Origin of the sequence: Mesorhizobium sp. B2-2-3 (assembly GCF_006442405.1) — a bacterium.
Taxonomy (GTDB): Bacteria; Pseudomonadota; Alphaproteobacteria; order Rhizobiales; family Rhizobiaceae; genus Mesorhizobium.
Window position 1 is genome coordinate 338468 of sequence record NZ_VFWC01000006.1, and the last position, 14673, is coordinate 353140.

The 14673-nt window shown below is 62.1% G+C and carries 10 protein-coding genes, 1 tRNA gene and 1 pseudogene; all 12 read right to left on the reverse strand.

The annotated features are described in order from the left end of the window. Positions 1–3 precede the first annotated feature (3 nt). Positions 4–4200: a DNA-directed RNA polymerase subunit beta' gene (gene rpoC / locus FJ951_RS14135; protein WP_140501630.1), complete on the reverse strand. Its 4197-nt coding sequence runs from the start codon at positions 4198–4200 to the stop codon at positions 4–6. 135 nt (positions 4201–4335) lie between these two features. Further along, positions 4336–8472 (reverse strand): DNA-directed RNA polymerase subunit beta, encoded by a 4137-nt coding sequence (gene rpoB / locus FJ951_RS14140; RefSeq protein ID WP_140501628.1) that lies wholly within the window; start codon positions 8470–8472, stop codon positions 4336–4338. A 266-nt stretch (positions 8473–8738) separates the two neighbouring features. Continuing rightward, a complete protein-coding gene (gene rplL, locus FJ951_RS14145; RefSeq protein ID WP_027146630.1) occupies positions 8739–9116 on the reverse strand; it encodes a 50S ribosomal protein L7/L12 in 378 nt (125 codons plus the stop codon). Positions 9117–9170: 54 nt separating this feature from the next. Further along, positions 9171–9689 (reverse strand): 50S ribosomal protein L10, encoded by a 519-nt coding sequence (rplJ, locus tag FJ951_RS14150; RefSeq protein ID WP_140515456.1) that lies wholly within the window; start codon positions 9687–9689, stop codon positions 9171–9173. 409 nt (positions 9690–10098) lie between these two features. After that, positions 10099–10797: a 50S ribosomal protein L1 gene (rplA, locus tag FJ951_RS14155; protein WP_140501624.1), complete on the reverse strand. Its 699-nt coding sequence runs from the start codon at positions 10795–10797 to the stop codon at positions 10099–10101. Positions 10798–10801: 4 nt separating this feature from the next. Further along, positions 10802–11230 carry a 50S ribosomal protein L11 gene (gene rplK, locus FJ951_RS14160; protein ID WP_140501622.1) on the reverse strand — a complete coding sequence of 143 codons (429 nt, stop codon included), beginning with the start codon at positions 11228–11230 and terminating at the stop codon, positions 10802–10804. A gap of 174 nt (positions 11231–11404) precedes the next feature. Further along, positions 11405–11932 (reverse strand): transcription termination/antitermination protein NusG, encoded by a 528-nt coding sequence (gene nusG, locus FJ951_RS14165; protein WP_140515457.1) that lies wholly within the window; start codon positions 11930–11932, stop codon positions 11405–11407. Positions 11933–11959: 27 nt separating this feature from the next. Next, a complete protein-coding gene (secE, locus tag FJ951_RS14170) occupies positions 11960–12163 on the reverse strand; it encodes a preprotein translocase subunit SecE (protein WP_013531408.1) in 204 nt (67 codons plus the stop codon). Between the two features lie 452 nt (positions 12164–12615). Further along, a complete protein-coding gene (locus FJ951_RS14175) occupies positions 12616–13374 on the reverse strand; it encodes a hypothetical protein (RefSeq protein WP_140515458.1) in 759 nt (252 codons plus the stop codon). Positions 13375–13621: 247 nt separating this feature from the next. Further along, positions 13622–13697: transfer RNA gene (locus tag FJ951_RS14180), tRNA-Trp, on the reverse strand. Positions 13698–13908: 211 nt separating this feature from the next. Then, entirely contained in the window at positions 13909–14391 is a 483-nt protein-coding gene (locus FJ951_RS14185; RefSeq protein WP_140515459.1) for a group II truncated hemoglobin, read from the reverse strand. Between the two features lie 206 nt (positions 14392–14597). After that, positions 14598–14673 (reverse strand): annotated as a pseudogene (locus FJ951_RS14190) (elongation factor Tu); the annotation flags it as partial.

Below are 14673 nucleotides of genomic sequence, written 5' to 3' on the forward strand. Positions count from 1 at the left end.
CGCTTATTGCGCGGCGGTTGTCATGTCGGCCAGCATCGGCTCGGCGACTTCGACACCGGAGGCCTTGCGGCGCTCGTCGATGATCAGTTCGTCGCGCGAGGTGGCGATGCGGCGGATCTGGCTCATCGTGCCGCCGGTACCGGCCGGGATCAGCCGGCCGACGATGACGTTTTCCTTCAAGCCCTGCAGCATGTCGGTCTTGCCGGCAACCGCGGCTTCCGTCAGCACCCTGGTCGTCTCCTGGAAGGAGGCGGCCGAGATGAAGGACGGCGTCTGCAGCGAAGCCTTGGTGATGCCGAGCAGCACCGGCTGGCCTTCGGCCGGCTTCTTGCCGTCCTCGATCAGGCGCTCGTTGACCTCTTCCAGTTCGATCACGTCGACGTGGTCGCCCGGAATATAGGTCGAGTCGCCCTGCGTGGTGATCTCGACCTTCTGCAGCATCTGCCGAACGATCACCTCGATGTGCTTGTCGTTGATCGACACGCCCTGCAGACGGTAGACCTCCTGGATCTCGTTGACGAGGTAGGACGCAAGCGCCTCCACGCCCTTGATCGCCAGGATGTCGTGCGGCGCCGGATTGCCGTCGAGGATGTAGTCGCCCTTCTCGATGACGTCGCCGTCTTGGAGATGGAACGGCTTGCCCTTCGGGATCAGGTATTCGACAGGCTCAAGCGTCGAGTCATGCGGCTCGATGATGATGCGGCGCTTGTTCTTGTAGTCGCGGCCGAAGCGGATCGTACCATCGATCTCTGCGATGATGGCGTGATCCTTCGGACGACGGGCCTCGAACAGCTCGGCAACACGCGGCAGACCGCCGGTGATGTCCTTGGTCTTGGCGCTTTCCATCGGGATACGCGCCAGGACGTCGCCAGGGCGAACCTGAGCACCCGGCTCGACCGAGAGAATGGCCTCGACCGAGAGCAGGAAGCGGGCATCGCCGCCCTTCGACAGCTTGCCGACCTTGCCCTTGGCGTCCTGAACGACGATCGCCGGCTTCAGGTCGTTGCCGCGCGGCGTCGAACGCCAGTCGATGACCTCGCGCTTGGTGATGCCGGTCGACTCGTCGGCCGTTTCCTGGACGGAAATGCCGTCGACCAGATCCTCGAACGCCACCTTGCCCTCGATTTCGGTGAGGATCGGGCGGGTGTAAGGATCCCACTCGGCGATGCGCTGGCCGCGCTTCACCTTGTCGCCATCATCCACGAAGATGCGCGAACCATAGGTGACGCGGTGCGTGGCGCGCTCCTTGCCGGCTTCGTCGAGGATCAGCACCGCCATGTTGCGGCCCATGACCATCTGCTGGCCGTCCGAGTTGCGCACCACGTTGCGGTTGCGGATCTCGACCTTGCCCTCATAGGAGGCTTCAAGGAACGAGCTATCCACCACCTGCGCCGTACCGCCCATGTGGAAGGTACGCATGGTGAGCTGGGTGCCCGGCTCACCGATCGACTGCGCCGCGATGACGCCGACGGCCTCGCCCTGGTTGACCGGGGTGCCCCGGGCCAGATCGCGTCCGTAGCAGACCGCGCAGACGCCGACCCTGACTTCGCAAGTCAGCGCCGAGCGGATCCGGACCGACTGCACGCCGGCCTTCTCGATCTGCTCCACGTCGCGCTCGTCCATCAGCGTTCCGGCCTTGACCAGCAATTCGCCGGTCACCGGATGGTTGATGTCGTCGAGCGCGGTGCGGCCCAGCACGCGCTGGCCGACCGAAGCGACGACCTGACCGGCATCGACGATCGGCTGCATGGTGAGGCCCTTGTCGGTGCCGCAGTCCACGGAGTTGACGATGCAGTCCTGCGCCACGTCGACCAGACGACGGGTGAGATAGCCCGAGTTCGCCGTCTTCAAGGCGGTGTCCGCCAGACCCTTGCGGGCGCCGTGGGTCGAGTTGAAGTACTCGAGCACGGTCAGGCCTTCCTTGAAGTTCGAGATGATCGGCGTCTCGATGATTTCACCCGACGGCTTGGCCATCAGGCCGCGCATGCCGGCGAGCTGGCGCATCTGGGTGGGCGAGCCACGCGCACCGGAGTGCGACATCATGTAAATCGAGTTCATCGGCTTCTGACGGCCATTGTCCTCGAACTCGACCGCCTTGATGCGGGCCATCATTTCGTCGGCGACCTTTTCCGAGCACTTGGCCCAGGCGTCGACGACCTTATTGTACTTCTCGCCCTGCGTGATCAGGCCGTCATTGTACTGCTGCTCGTATTCCTTGGCCAAGGCCTCGGTGTCCGACACCAGCTTGATCTTGGTATCCGGAATCAGCATGTCGTCCTTGCCGAACGAAATGCCGGCACGGCAGGCATGGGCGAAACCGAGCGCCATGATGCGATCGCAGAAAATGACCGTCTCCTTCTGACCGCAATGGCGGTAGACGGTGTCGATCATCTTGGAGATGTTCTTCTTGGTCATCTCCTGGTTGGCGGTCTCGTAAGGCACGTTGACGTTCTTCGGCAGAAGCTCGCCGATGATCATGCGGCCAGGCGTGGTGTCGTAGATCTTCGACACGACCTTGCCCTCGGCGTCGACCGAGCGGAAGCGGCCCTTGATCTTGGCGTGCAGGGTCACCGCCTTGGTCTCGAGCGCGTGCTGGAGTTCGCCCATGTCGGCAAACACCATGCCCTCGCCCGGCTCGTTCTGGTTGACGATCGAGAGGTAGTAGAGACCCAGAACCATGTCCTGCGACGGCACGATGATCGGCGCGCCGGAAGCCGGGTGCAGGATGTTGTTGGTTGACATCATCAGCACGCGGGCTTCCAACTGCGCTTCCAGCGACAGCGGCACGTGGACCGCCATCTGGTCGCCGTCGAAGTCGGCGTTGAAGGCCGTGCAGACCAGCGGATGCAGCTGGATCGCCTTGCCTTCGATCAGGATCGGCTCGAACGCCTGGATGCCGAGGCGGTGCAGCGTCGGCGCGCGGTTCAAGAGCACCGGATGCTCGCGGATGACCTCGTCGAGGATATCCCAGACTTCCGGACGCTCCTTCTCGACCAGCTTCTTGGCCTGCTTGACGGTCGAGGAGTAACCCTTGGCGTCGAGGCGGGCGTAGATGAAGGGCTTGAACAGTTCGAGCGCCATCTTCTTGGGCAGGCCGCACTGGTGCAGCTTGAGCTCCGGACCGGTGACGATGACCGAACGGCCGGAATAGTCGACGCGCTTGCCGAGCAGGTTCTGGCGGAACCGGCCCTGCTTGCCCTTGAGCATATCCGACAGCGACTTCAGCGGACGCTTGTTGGCGCCGGTGATGACGCGGCCACGGCGGCCGTTGTCGAACAGCGCGTCGACGGCCTCCTGCAGCATGCGCTTTTCATTGCGCACGATGATGCCGGGGGCACGCAGCTCGATCAGCCGCTTCAGACGGTTGTTGCGGTTGATGACGCGTCGATAGAGATCGTTGAGGTCCGACGTCGCGAAACGTCCGCCGTCCAGCGGGACGAGCGGGCGCAGGTCCGGCGGGATCACCGGAACCACCTTCATGATCATCCATTCCGGACGGTTGCCGGACTCCATGAAGTTCTCGACGACCTTGAGCCGCTTAAGATACTTCTTCTGCTTCAGCTCGGATGTGGTCGAAGCCAGCTCCGAACGCAGGTCGCCGGCGATCTTCTCCAGGTCCATGCCGGCCAGAAGGTCATGAATGGCCTCGGCGCCGATCATGGCGGTGAAGCTATCCTCGCCATATTCGTCGACGGCGATCATGTACTCTTCCTCGCTGAGCAGCTGGTGCTCCTTCAGCGCGGTGAGGCCGGGTTCGGTGACGATGTAGTTCTCGAAGTAGAGGACGCGCTCGATGTCCTTCAGGGTCATGTCGAGCAGCGTGCCGATGCGCGAGGGCAGCGACTTCAGGAACCAGATATGGGCGACGGGTGCCGCCAGCTCGATATGGCCCATGCGCTCGCGGCGAACGCGCGACAGCGTGACTTCGACACCGCACTTTTCGCAGATGACGCCCTTGTACTTCATGCGCTTGTACTTGCCGCACAGGCACTCGTAGTCCTTGATCGGGCCAAAAATGCGCGCGCAGAACAGACCGTCACGCTCCGGCTTGAAGGTGCGGTAGTTGATGGTCTCCGGCTTCTTGATCTCGCCGAACGACCAGGACAGAATCTTCTCAGGGCTGGCGAGCGATATCCGGATGGAATCGAACACCTGCGCCGGCGCCTGGGGATTGAAGAGATTCATGACCTCTTGGTTCATGCCGTTCTCCTTTCGGGGTCCTCGAAAACCCCTTGCATCTGATGCGGGGCAAATGCCCGCTGAGTGGTCGGCCCACCGGCCGAAGAATTTGGTGCACCCGGTCGCGGGAGCCTCTCCCGCGACCGGGTGTCTTGTTTATTCCGCTGCGTCGGGCAGCCGAACCGGGGCTTCGTCGAGCTTGGTGTTCTCCAATTCGACGTTGAGGCCGAGCGACCGCATCTCCTTGACGAGAACGTTGAAGCTCTCCGGAATGCCGGCCTCGAAGGTGTCGTCGCCGCGGACGATCGCCTCGTAGACCTTGGTGCGGCCGGCGACGTCGTCCGACTTCACCGTCAGCATTTCCTGCAGCGTATAGGCGGCGCCGTAGGCTTCCAGCGCCCAGACCTCCATTTCGCCGAAGCGCTGGCCGCCGAACTGCGCCTTGCCGCCCAGCGGCTGCTGGGTGACGAGCGAGTACGGACCTATCGAACGCGCGTGGATCTTGTCGTCCACGAGGTGGTGAAGCTTGAGCATGTAGATGTAGCCCATCGTCACCTTGCGATCGAACGGCTCGCCGGTGCGTCCGTCATAGAGCTGCGACTGACCGCTAGTGTGCAGGCCCGCCTGCTCCAGCATGACGTTGATGTCGGCCTCGTGCGCGCCGTCGAACACCGGGGTTGCGATCGAGACGCCGCGGCGCATCTGCTCGCTCAGGCGAACGATGCTCTCGTCGTCATACTCGCGGACCGGCTCGTTGCGGTCGTTGGCGGGCATGAAGCTCTCCAGCGTCTTGCGCAGCGGCTTGATGTCGCCGGCAGACTTGTAGGCGTCGATCATCTCGCCGATCTTCCTGCCCATTCCGGCGCAAGCCCAGCCCAGATGCGTTTCCAGGATCTGGCCGACATTCATGCGGCTCGGCACACCCAGTGGGTTGAGCACGATATCGGCATGCGTGCCGTCCTCGAGGAAAGGCATGTCCTCGACCGGAACGATGCGCGACACGACACCCTTGTTGCCGTGACGGCCGGCCATCTTGTCACCCGGCTGCATCTTGCGCTTCACCGCCACGAAGACCTTGACCATCTTCATGACGCCCGGAGGCATTTCGTCGCCGCGCTGCACCTTCTCGACCTTGTCCATGAAGCGCTGTTCGAGTGCCTTCTTGGAATCGTCGTACTGGCCGCGCAGGGCTTCCAGTTCGCTCTGGAGCTTTTCGTTCTCCACGGCGAACTGCCACCACTGCGAACGCGGATACTCGTCGAGCGTGTCCTTCGACAGCGTCGAGCCCTTCTTGAAGCCCTTCGGTCCGGCGATCGCTTCCTTGCCGACGAGCACGTCGGAAAGGCGCGCGTAGACGTTGCGATCCAGGATCGCCTGCTCGTCGTCACGGTCCTTGGCGAGGCGTTCGATCTCCTCGCGCTCGATCGCCATGGCGCGCTCGTCCTTCTCCACACCGTGGCGATTGAACACGCGCACCTCGACGACGGTGCCGAAGGTGCCCGGAGGCATGCGCATCGAGGTGTCGCGCACATCGGATGCCTTTTCGCCGAAGATGGCGCGCAGAAGCTTTTCTTCCGGCGTCATCGGGCTTTCGCCCTTCGGCGTGATCTTGCCGACCAGGATATCGCCCGGCTGAACTTCGGCACCGATATAGACGATGCCGGCTTCATCGAGGTTCTTCAGCGCTTCTTCCGAGACGTTCGGAATGTCGCGCGTGATTTCCTCCGGTCCGAGCTTGGTGTCGCGCGCCATGACCTCGAACTCCTCGATGTGGATCGAGGTGAAGACGTCGTCGGCGACGATGCGCTCGGACAGGAGGATCGAGTCCTCGTAGTTGTAGCCGTTCCACGGCATGAACGCGACCAGCACGTTGCGGCCGAGAGCCAGATCGCCGAGCTCGGTCGAAGGACCGTCCGCGATGATGTCGCCCTTGTTGACCCGGTCGCCCATGCGCACCAGCGGACGCTGGTTGATACAGGTGTTCTGGTTCGAACGCTGGAACTTCATCAGCCGGTAGATGTCGACGCCGGACTTGCCCGGATCGAGGTCTTCCGTGGCGCGGATGACGATACGCGTCGCGTCCACCTGGTCGACGATGCCGCCGCGGCGGGCGCCGATGGCGGCGCCCGAATCACGGGCGACGATCGGCTCCATGCCGGTGCCGACGAACGGCGCCTCGGCGCGCACCAGCGGCACGGCCTGGCGCTGCATGTTCGAGCCCATCAGCGCGCGGTTGGCGTCGTCGTTCTCAAGGAACGGGATCAGGGCCGCGGCCACCGACACCATCTGCTTGGGCGAAACGTCCATCAGGTCGACGTTTTCGCGCGGCGCCATCATCACTTCGCCGGCACTGCGGCAAATGACGAATTCGTCGACAAAGCGACCATCCTTGTCGAGCTCGGCATTGGCCTGCGCGACATGGTGCTTGGCCTCTTCCATCGCCGACAGATAGACGACGTCATTGGTCAGCTTGCCGTCGACGATCTTGCGGTACGGGCTCTCGATGAAGCCGTACTTGTTGACGCGCGCGAAGGTGGCGAGCGAGTTGATCAGGCCGATATTCGGGCCTTCCGGCGTCTCGATCGGGCAGATGCGGCCGTAATGCGTCGGGTGCACGTCGCGCACCTCGAAGCCGGCGCGCTCGCGGGTCAGACCACCCGGTCCAAGCGCGGAGAGACGGCGCTTGTGGGTGATCTCCGACAGCGGATTGGTCTGGTCCATGAACTGCGACAGCTGCGAGGAACCGAAGAACTCGCGCACGGCGGCAGCCGCCGGCTTGGCGTTGATCAGGTCCTGCGGCATGACCGTGTCGATCTCGATCGAGGACATACGCTCCTTGATCGCGCGCTCCATGCGCAGCAGGCCGACGCGGTACTGGTTTTCCATCAGCTCGCCGACCGAACGCACGCGGCGATTGCCGAGATTGTCGATGTCGTCGATCTCGCCCTTGCCGTCACGCAGTTCGACCAGCGTCTTGACCACGGCCAGGATGTCGTCCTTGCGCAGCACGCGCACGGTGTCCTCGGCCTTGAGTTCGAGGCGCATGTTCATCTTGACGCGGCCGACGGCGGACAGGTCGTAGCGCTCGCTGTCGAAGAACAGCGAGTTGAACATGGCTTCGGCGGTTTCGAGCGTCGGCGGCTCGCCGGGGCGCATGACACGATAGATGTCGAACAGCGCGTCCTGGCGGCTCTCGTTCTTGTCGACGGCGAGCGTGTTGCGGATGTAGGCGCCGACATTGACGTGATCGATGTCGAGGATCTGGATCTCGTCCTCGCCGGTGCCAAGCAGCACCTTCAGCGTCTTGTCATCGATCTCGTCGCCGGCCTCGAGGAAGATCTCGCCGGTGGCGTAATTGACGATGTCCTCGGCGAGATAGTTGCCGAGCAGGTCCTCGTCGGTCGCCTTGATCGCCTTCAGGCCCTTTTCGCCGAGCTGGCGGGCCTGGCGGGCGGTGATCTTCTTGCCGGCCTCGACAACGACCTCACCCGTGTCGGCGTCGACCAGGTCGCCGACGGCCTTGAGGCCGCGGAAACGATCCACGTTGAACGGAATGCGCCAGTGATCGCCGGCGCGCTTGTAGGTGATCTTGTTGTAGAAGGTCGACAGGATCTCTTCGCCGTCCATGCCGAGCGCCATCAGCAGCGACGTCACCGGAATCTTGCGGCGACGGTCGATGCGGGCGTGCACGACGTCCTTGGAATCGAACTCGATGTCGAGCCACGAACCGCGATAGGGGATGACGCGCGCGGCAAACAGGAGCTTGCCCGACGAGTGCGACTTGCCCTTGTCATGGTCGAAGAAGACGCCCGGCGAGCGGTGCATCTGCGAGACGATGACGCGCTCGGTGCCGTTGACGATGAAGGTGCCGTTCGAGGTCATGAGCGGCATGTCGCCCATGTAGACGTCCTGCTCCTTGATGTCCTTGATCGACTTCGCGCCGGTATCCTCGTCGATATCGAACACGATCAGGCGCAGCGTCACCTTCAGCGGTGCGGCATAGGTGAGGTCGCGCTGACGGCATTCGTCAACGTCGAATTTCGGTCCTTCGAACTCGTACTTCACGAACTCCAGCATCGAGGAGCCGGAAAAATCGGAGATCGGGAAGACCGACTTGAAAACAGCCTGCAGTCCCTCGTCCGGACGTCCGCCCTTGGGCTCGTCCACCATCAGGAACTGGTCATAGGACGCCTTCTGAACCTCGATGAGGTTCGGCATCTCCGCAACTTCCGGGATCTTTCCGAAGAACTTGCGTACGCGTCTGCGGCCATTGAAAGTCTGGGTCTGGGCCATCGTCGCTCCTTAGCTCTAAACTCGGGGCGAGCCTCGCCGCGGCTCGCCTTGCATCCGAACCGCCTGGGCAGCGGCTCTCTGTCTGTTCTCCGGCCCCATTACCAAACTACTTGGCGGCGGCCGGCTAAAACGGGAGAAAACCCGTTTCCTGAGAGCCGGTTTTCGGCCCTCAGGAAAGAGGTTTTCGTGCATCTCGCGCTACGCAGCCTCCCCAGGTCACCCGAGGGAGTGGCGGACGGCGCGAGGCCGTCCGCCGATTGTTACGCTTACTTCAGCTCGACCTTGGCGCCGGCTGCTTCCAGCTGGGCCTTGAACTTGTCGGCGTCGGCCTTGGAAACGGCTTCCTTGACCGGCTTCGGAGCCGCTTCGACCAGGTCCTTGGCTTCCTTGAGGCCAAGGCCGGTGATGGCGCGGACTTCCTTGATGACGTTGATCTTCTGAGCGCCGGCATCGGTGAGGACGACGTCGAATTCCGTCTTTTCCTCGACCGGAGCAGCGGCAGCGGCAGCGCCGCCGGCAGCGGCAACAGCCACCGGAGCAGCAGCCGAAACGCCCCACTTTTCTTCCAGAAGCTTCGACAGCTCAGCCGCCTCAAGGACGGTCAGCTTCGAAAGGTCGTCTACGATCTTTGCGAGATCAGCCATTGTTGTATTCCTTCATAAGGTTCGAACGTGTGTTTGTGATAGCGAGGAACGGCCTCATGCCGCCTCGTCCTTCCGGGCGTAAGCGCCGATGACACGCGCGACCGAAGCCGCGGGCGCATTGACGATCTGGGCGATCCGGGTTGCCGGCGTGGCGATCATGCCAACCAGCCTGGCGCGCAGCTCGTCGAGCGACGGAAGTGTGGCGAGTGCCTTCACACCGTCGGCGTTGAGCGAGGTGGTGCCCATTGCGCCGCCGAGAATGACGAGCTTGTCATTCCCCTTGGCGAAATCGGACGCGACCTTCGGCGCCGCAATCGGATCCTCCGAATAGGCGACCAGCGTCTGTCCCTTGAACAGATCGATGATCGATGCGGAGTCCGTGCCCTGAAGAGCGATTTTGGCGAGACGGTTCTTCGCGACTTTAACGGTGCCACCGGCAGCGCGCATTTTCGACCGGAGGTCGTTCATTTGCGCGACGGTGATACCGGCATAGTGGGCCACGACCACTGAACCCGCGTTCGAGAACGCATCGTTCAGGCCCGTGACGAGTTCGCGTTTTTCCGCTCTGTCCACTGCCTATCTCCAGTTGACCCCCACCCTGCTAACGGGAACATTCCCATTCACGAGGACAGGCGTCGGGTTGCCTTTTGCCGGCCGGGCCATCCAGTAACGGATCTCCCGAACAGCGCTCGAGGATCCTGCCCCCTTTCGCCACATCGCCGGCAAGCCGGACGATGCGCAGACAAAAGGCAAACACGGTTCGAACCTTTCATTGGAGCGCTTGCTCCGTTGTCAGGTCTTCACCCGTCTCATGCAGGCCCACATGAATTAAGGCCCCCCTTTTCAATCAAGGCCGGGCCGCCTGCAATCTCGGACAGGATGTCCGGAAACCTTTCGGCTCCCGGTACCGGGCCCAGAACGATCCAGGCCCGGAATTCACTTACGGATCGGCCCGTTCAGCGGCCGATCCAAACGGTCTTAATCAGGACGCTGCGAGCGTCGAGACGTCGAGCTTGAGGCCCGGGCCCATCGTCGAGGTGACCGACACCTTCTTGACGTAGTTGCCCTTGGCGCCAGCCGGCTTTGCCTTGGTCACCGCATCGGCGAAGGCACGGACGTTTTCTTCCAGCGCCTTGACGTCGAACGAGACCTTGCCGACGCCGGCGTGAACGATGCCGGCCTTCTCGACGCGGAACTCCACAGCGCCGCCCTTCGATGCCTTGACGGCGGCCGCGACGTCGGTGGTGACGGTACCGACCTTCGGGTTCGGCATCATGCCGCGCGGGCCGAGCACTTTGCCCAGACGGCCGACGAGCGGCATCATGTCCGGCGTGGCGATGCAGCGATCGAAATCGATCGTGCCCTTCTGGACGATGTCGACCAGGTCCTCCGCGCCGACGATGTCGGCGCCGGCGGCCTTGGCTTCCTCGGCCTTGTCGCCACGGGCGAACACGGCGACGCGGACCGAGCGGCCGGTGCCGTTCGGCAGGTTGACCACGCCGCGGACCATCTGGTCGGCATGGCGAGGATCAACGCCGAGATTCATCGCGACTTCGATCGTCTCGTCGAACTTGACCGTGGAGCGATCCTTGAGCAGCTTCAGCGCGTCACCCAAGGTATAAGCCTTGTTGGGATCGATGCCTTCGCGGGTCTTCGATACACGCTTTGCAATCTTTGCCATGATCTCAGCCCACCACTTCCAGACCCATCGAGCGGGCGGAGCCCTCGACCATGCGCATGGCCGCCTCGACGTCGTTTGCGTTCAGATCCTTCATCTTCTGCTCGGCGATGGCGCGCACCTTGTCGCGGCCGATCGTGCCGGCCTTGACCTTGCCCGGCTCCTTGGAGCCCGACTTCAGGTTCGCGGCCTTCTTCAGGAAGTAGCTCACCGGCGGCGTCTTCATGACGAAGGTGAACGACTTGTCCTGGTAGTAGGTGATGACGACCGGAATCGGCGATCCCTTTTCCATTTCCTGGGTCTGCGCGTTGAACGCCTTGCAGAACTCCATGATGTTGATGCCGCGCTGACCAAGCGCCGGGCCGATCGGGGGCGACGGCGTAGCCGAGCCCGCGGCAACCTGGAGCTTGAGCTGGCCTGCAATTTTCTTAGCCATCTCTATTCCTGCCTTTGTCTATGCCGGCCCCTCGATCTGGGAAAACACCGGCTGTTGCAGTCTGGTGGTGCGGTTCCTGCGGCCGGCTAAAGCCGCATTCGCCTCCCACCGTTCTCAGGCCGCGCGTGCCGCGCCGCCTCCCCTGACCACCGGAACGGCGCCAGGGATTTCGGATCAGCCTTTTTCGACTTGCCCGAATTCCAGATCGACAGGCACGGCGCGCCCGAAGATCGAAACTTCCACCTTGAGCCGCGCCCGCTCCTCGTCCACTTCCTGGACGAAGCCGTTGAAGGACGCGAAGGGGCCATCCGAAACGCGGATCGCCTCGCCGATCTCGAAGGTAACCGAGGGCTTCGGCCGCTCGACGCCTTCCTGCACCTGGTTCAGGATGCGCTGCGCCTCGGCCTCGGTGATCGGCACCGGCTTGGAGTCGCCCAAAAACCCGGTGACCTTCGGCGTGTTCTTGACCAGAGAGAACACGGCGTCGGTCAAGTTGGCCTTCAGGAGCACATAGCCCGGAAAGAACTTGCGCTCGGCGTCGACCTTGCGGCCGCGACGAACCTCGACGACCTTCTCGGTCGGCACGACGATCTGCTCGATATCGGCGGACAGGCCCTTCTGCCTGGCCTTGTTCTCGATGTCCTCGGCGACCTTCTTCTCAAAGTTCGAATAGGCGTGGACGATGTACCAGCGCGTAGTCATTTCACGACTTCTCCGTAATCGCCGGACTTAGCGTCCAATGCCCAGAATCTGTTCGACCGCGAGGCCCATGAGCTGATCGGCGGTGAAGAAAAAGATCATCGCGATCACAGCGAAAGCCAGAACCATCACCGTCGAGATCATCGTTTCGCGTCGCGACGGCCAAGTCACCTTGGCGGTCTCCGCGCGAACCTGCTGGAGAAAGACGAAAGGATTTGTGGTTTTCGAAGCCATATGCCGCTCTGTCTTCAAGACCCGTTGGCCGGGTCTCCTGGATGATCCCGCTGGCCGGGACGTGCCGCCTGGGTCCATTTTCGCGCCGAATCAGCGCAATCATTTCGCCCATGCAAATCAGACGCGTAAAGCCGGCTTCCCAGCTCCACGCGTCGCGTGTCTGTTTCGTCTACATAAAACCGATTCTTGATCCACGCAAGTGGCAAGTGTCCGCTTTATGACCAAACGCCGCCTCGGAACCATCCAGTCGTTCCGTCCCGGCTATGGCGCCCTTATGCCTCAATCAGCCTAATATGGCAAGCCGGTCGCCGATTTTCAAATGACGTGCAACATTTTGTATAACCAGAATCGAGCTTTTCTGCCGAGCGGCGTCAGCCCACGCACCGACCGAACTCGGAAGACCTTGCGACCGGCCGCCGGCTGCGATCTTGAGCACCGAGTGAAAAACGATCTCAAGTTCGAAGCCAGTTCCCCACCAGCAAAGCGACCACTAGCAAAGCCATCAGCCGTCCTAGGCCTACAAGCTGGCAACTGCGCCTCAAAGCCTCGGAAATCTCTTTCAGGTCCGCTTGCATGGGATCGGAGGGATAGCTCATCCCCTGCGATCCGAACCAATAATGACACAGGAAGATGAAGCGGTAGGGCTTGTAGAGTGGCCGGTGCATTGCGAATTCAAGGATCTTGGCCCCGTAGCTCAAGCTTGGGTATGCAAAGCGGATATAATGGGTCTCGAAGACTTCGAACGCCGAAGGCTGCTTGTGCAGTTCCCGGACGCTAACGATGTAGCGCCGCGACTGTTCGAAAACGTTCATCGTCAAGCTGCGCTGGGAGACATACAGGTATCGCTCCGAAACGAGCCCGTGCATGATGTCCGCTGCCGCGAATTCAAAATAGACGAGCGCTTCCCGGATATCCTTCTGCAAATTCTGCTGAGCTGCATCTGCTTGAAGCTCCCCATAGGTCGGAAATGGGGTCCGGTTCTGCAAGTAAGGATTAGAGAGCCTTCTCAGGATCGGATAGACCGGATGGGAATCGGCAAGCAGGTACTTGTTGGCCTTTTCCCGCCGAAACGCGTTCGTGGCCTGACGGGCCGAGATGTACCAGCCGAGGATCACCAGAATACCCGTGAGAAGGACAGCGTAGCCGTCTGGGATCTGCGTGATCGATGTATTCTTCCCAAGCCCGATTAGGTAGCCGAGAAACTCGCCCATAACGAAAAGCCCCCGGGGAATCCCCAGGGGCTTCTTATCGCATCTGCACGCGGAATTAAATAATGATGATGTCTCTCATGTGGAGAATCCTCCGAGCACGTTCTTTAGTGACTTACGTAAGCTATCATATGCAAGCGGACCAGTGAACAAAAAATGAACAATACCTAAATTCGCATCCAGGCAAGGCTACTTTCGGGCTCCGCGCCACGCAAGGCGTTTTCTAGGTACCTGTTCCCCTGAGGGAAAATGGCACGGGCAGCAGGGCTCGAACCTACGACCTGCGGTTTTGGAGACCGCCGCTCTACCAACTGAGCTATGCCCGTACACGTGCGCCTCGGCGCAGCAGGGGCTTCCTAAAAGCTTCCGCGCGCTCTGTAAAGAGCGGTTTGCAAGCAAACGCGCCTTCATCCCCTTTCCCGGAAATCGGGATGGTCGACGACCAGCCCGCCGCCATCGATCTCCGGTTTCATGCTCGAGTGCGCCGGCATGCTGTTCGCGGAGATCTTGCCTGCCGGCCCGTGTATCCGTTGGACGCTATTTGGTGTCCGGGACCCGGTAAGGCCCGCCGGGCACGCCCCAGCCCCAGGCCGGCATCGGCTCGGTCTCCGGGTCGCACGTTTCGCCGAGATTGGAATTCATCTTGGCGAGCCGCGATCCCCACTCGACATAGCCCATGAAGGCGGAACGGAACTCCGGATCGTCAGGCAGCCCGACGGCATCCGCGGCATCGGCCAGCAGGTTGATCCAGCGGCGGCGCTGCTCTTCCGTCAAATGCCTGCCGAGATGATGCATGACCATCTCGCGGTGGCCGCCGAATTTTTCGCTGTAGGTTTTCGGCCCGCCGAAAACCTCGCCGATAAAGGCCGCGACATGAGCGGGGTGGTCGGGCGACATATGCTTGAACACCGGCCCGACGACCGGATCCCGCGCCACCTTGTCATAGAAGGTCTGCGTCAGCCGGTTGAGCGCTTCGCTGCCGCCGGCCCATTCGTAGAGTGTGGGAACATCCTGGCTCATACTTGACCTCCGCCCAGCGCCGCCTGCAGCGACGATAGCGGAAAAATCGAGCAAGCCTCAACCTGCCTCGATGGCCAGTTCGATGAACGCGGCTACCGTTCGACCGCGTGTCGGCCCCGGCATGCCAACGCTGACCTTCGGTCGCCGACAAAAAGGGCGGCCCGAGGACCGCCCTTCCTTCTCGATCCGGCTGATGCCGGTGTCGATTACTCTTTGATGGTGACGACGATGCCGGCACCGACGGTGCGGCCGCCTTCACGGATGGCGAAGCGCAGCTTCTCT

Excerpts from the sequence above, each read along its gene's own strand:
- FJ951_RS14175 (WP_140515458.1), bottom strand. The coding sequence starts at position 13,374 with ATGGGCGAGTTTCTCGGCTACCTAATCGGGCTTGGGAAGAATACATCG.
- rplL (WP_027146630.1), bottom strand. The coding sequence starts at position 9,116 with ATGGCTGATCTCGCAAAGATCGTAGACGACCTTTCGAAGCTGACCGTC.
- rpoC (WP_140501630.1), bottom strand. The coding sequence starts at position 4,200 with ATGAACCAAGAGGTCATGAATCTCTTCAATCCCCAGGCGCCGGCGCAG.
- secE (WP_013531408.1), bottom strand. The coding sequence starts at position 12,163 with ATGGCTTCGAAAACCACAAATCCTTTCGTCTTTCTCCAGCAGGTTCGC.
- rpoB (WP_140501628.1), bottom strand. The coding sequence starts at position 8,472 with ATGGCCCAGACCCAGACTTTCAATGGCCGCAGACGCGTACGCAAGTTC.
- FJ951_RS14185 (WP_140515459.1), bottom strand. The coding sequence starts at position 14,391 with ATGAGCCAGGATGTTCCCACACTCTACGAATGGGCCGGCGGCAGCGAA.
- rplA (WP_140501624.1), bottom strand. The coding sequence starts at position 10,797 with ATGGCAAAGATTGCAAAGCGTGTATCGAAGACCCGCGAAGGCATCGAT.
- nusG (WP_140515457.1), bottom strand. The coding sequence starts at position 11,932 with ATGACTACGCGCTGGTACATCGTCCACGCCTATTCGAACTTTGAGAAG.
- rplK (WP_140501622.1), bottom strand. The coding sequence starts at position 11,230 with ATGGCTAAGAAAATTGCAGGCCAGCTCAAGCTCCAGGTTGCCGCGGGC.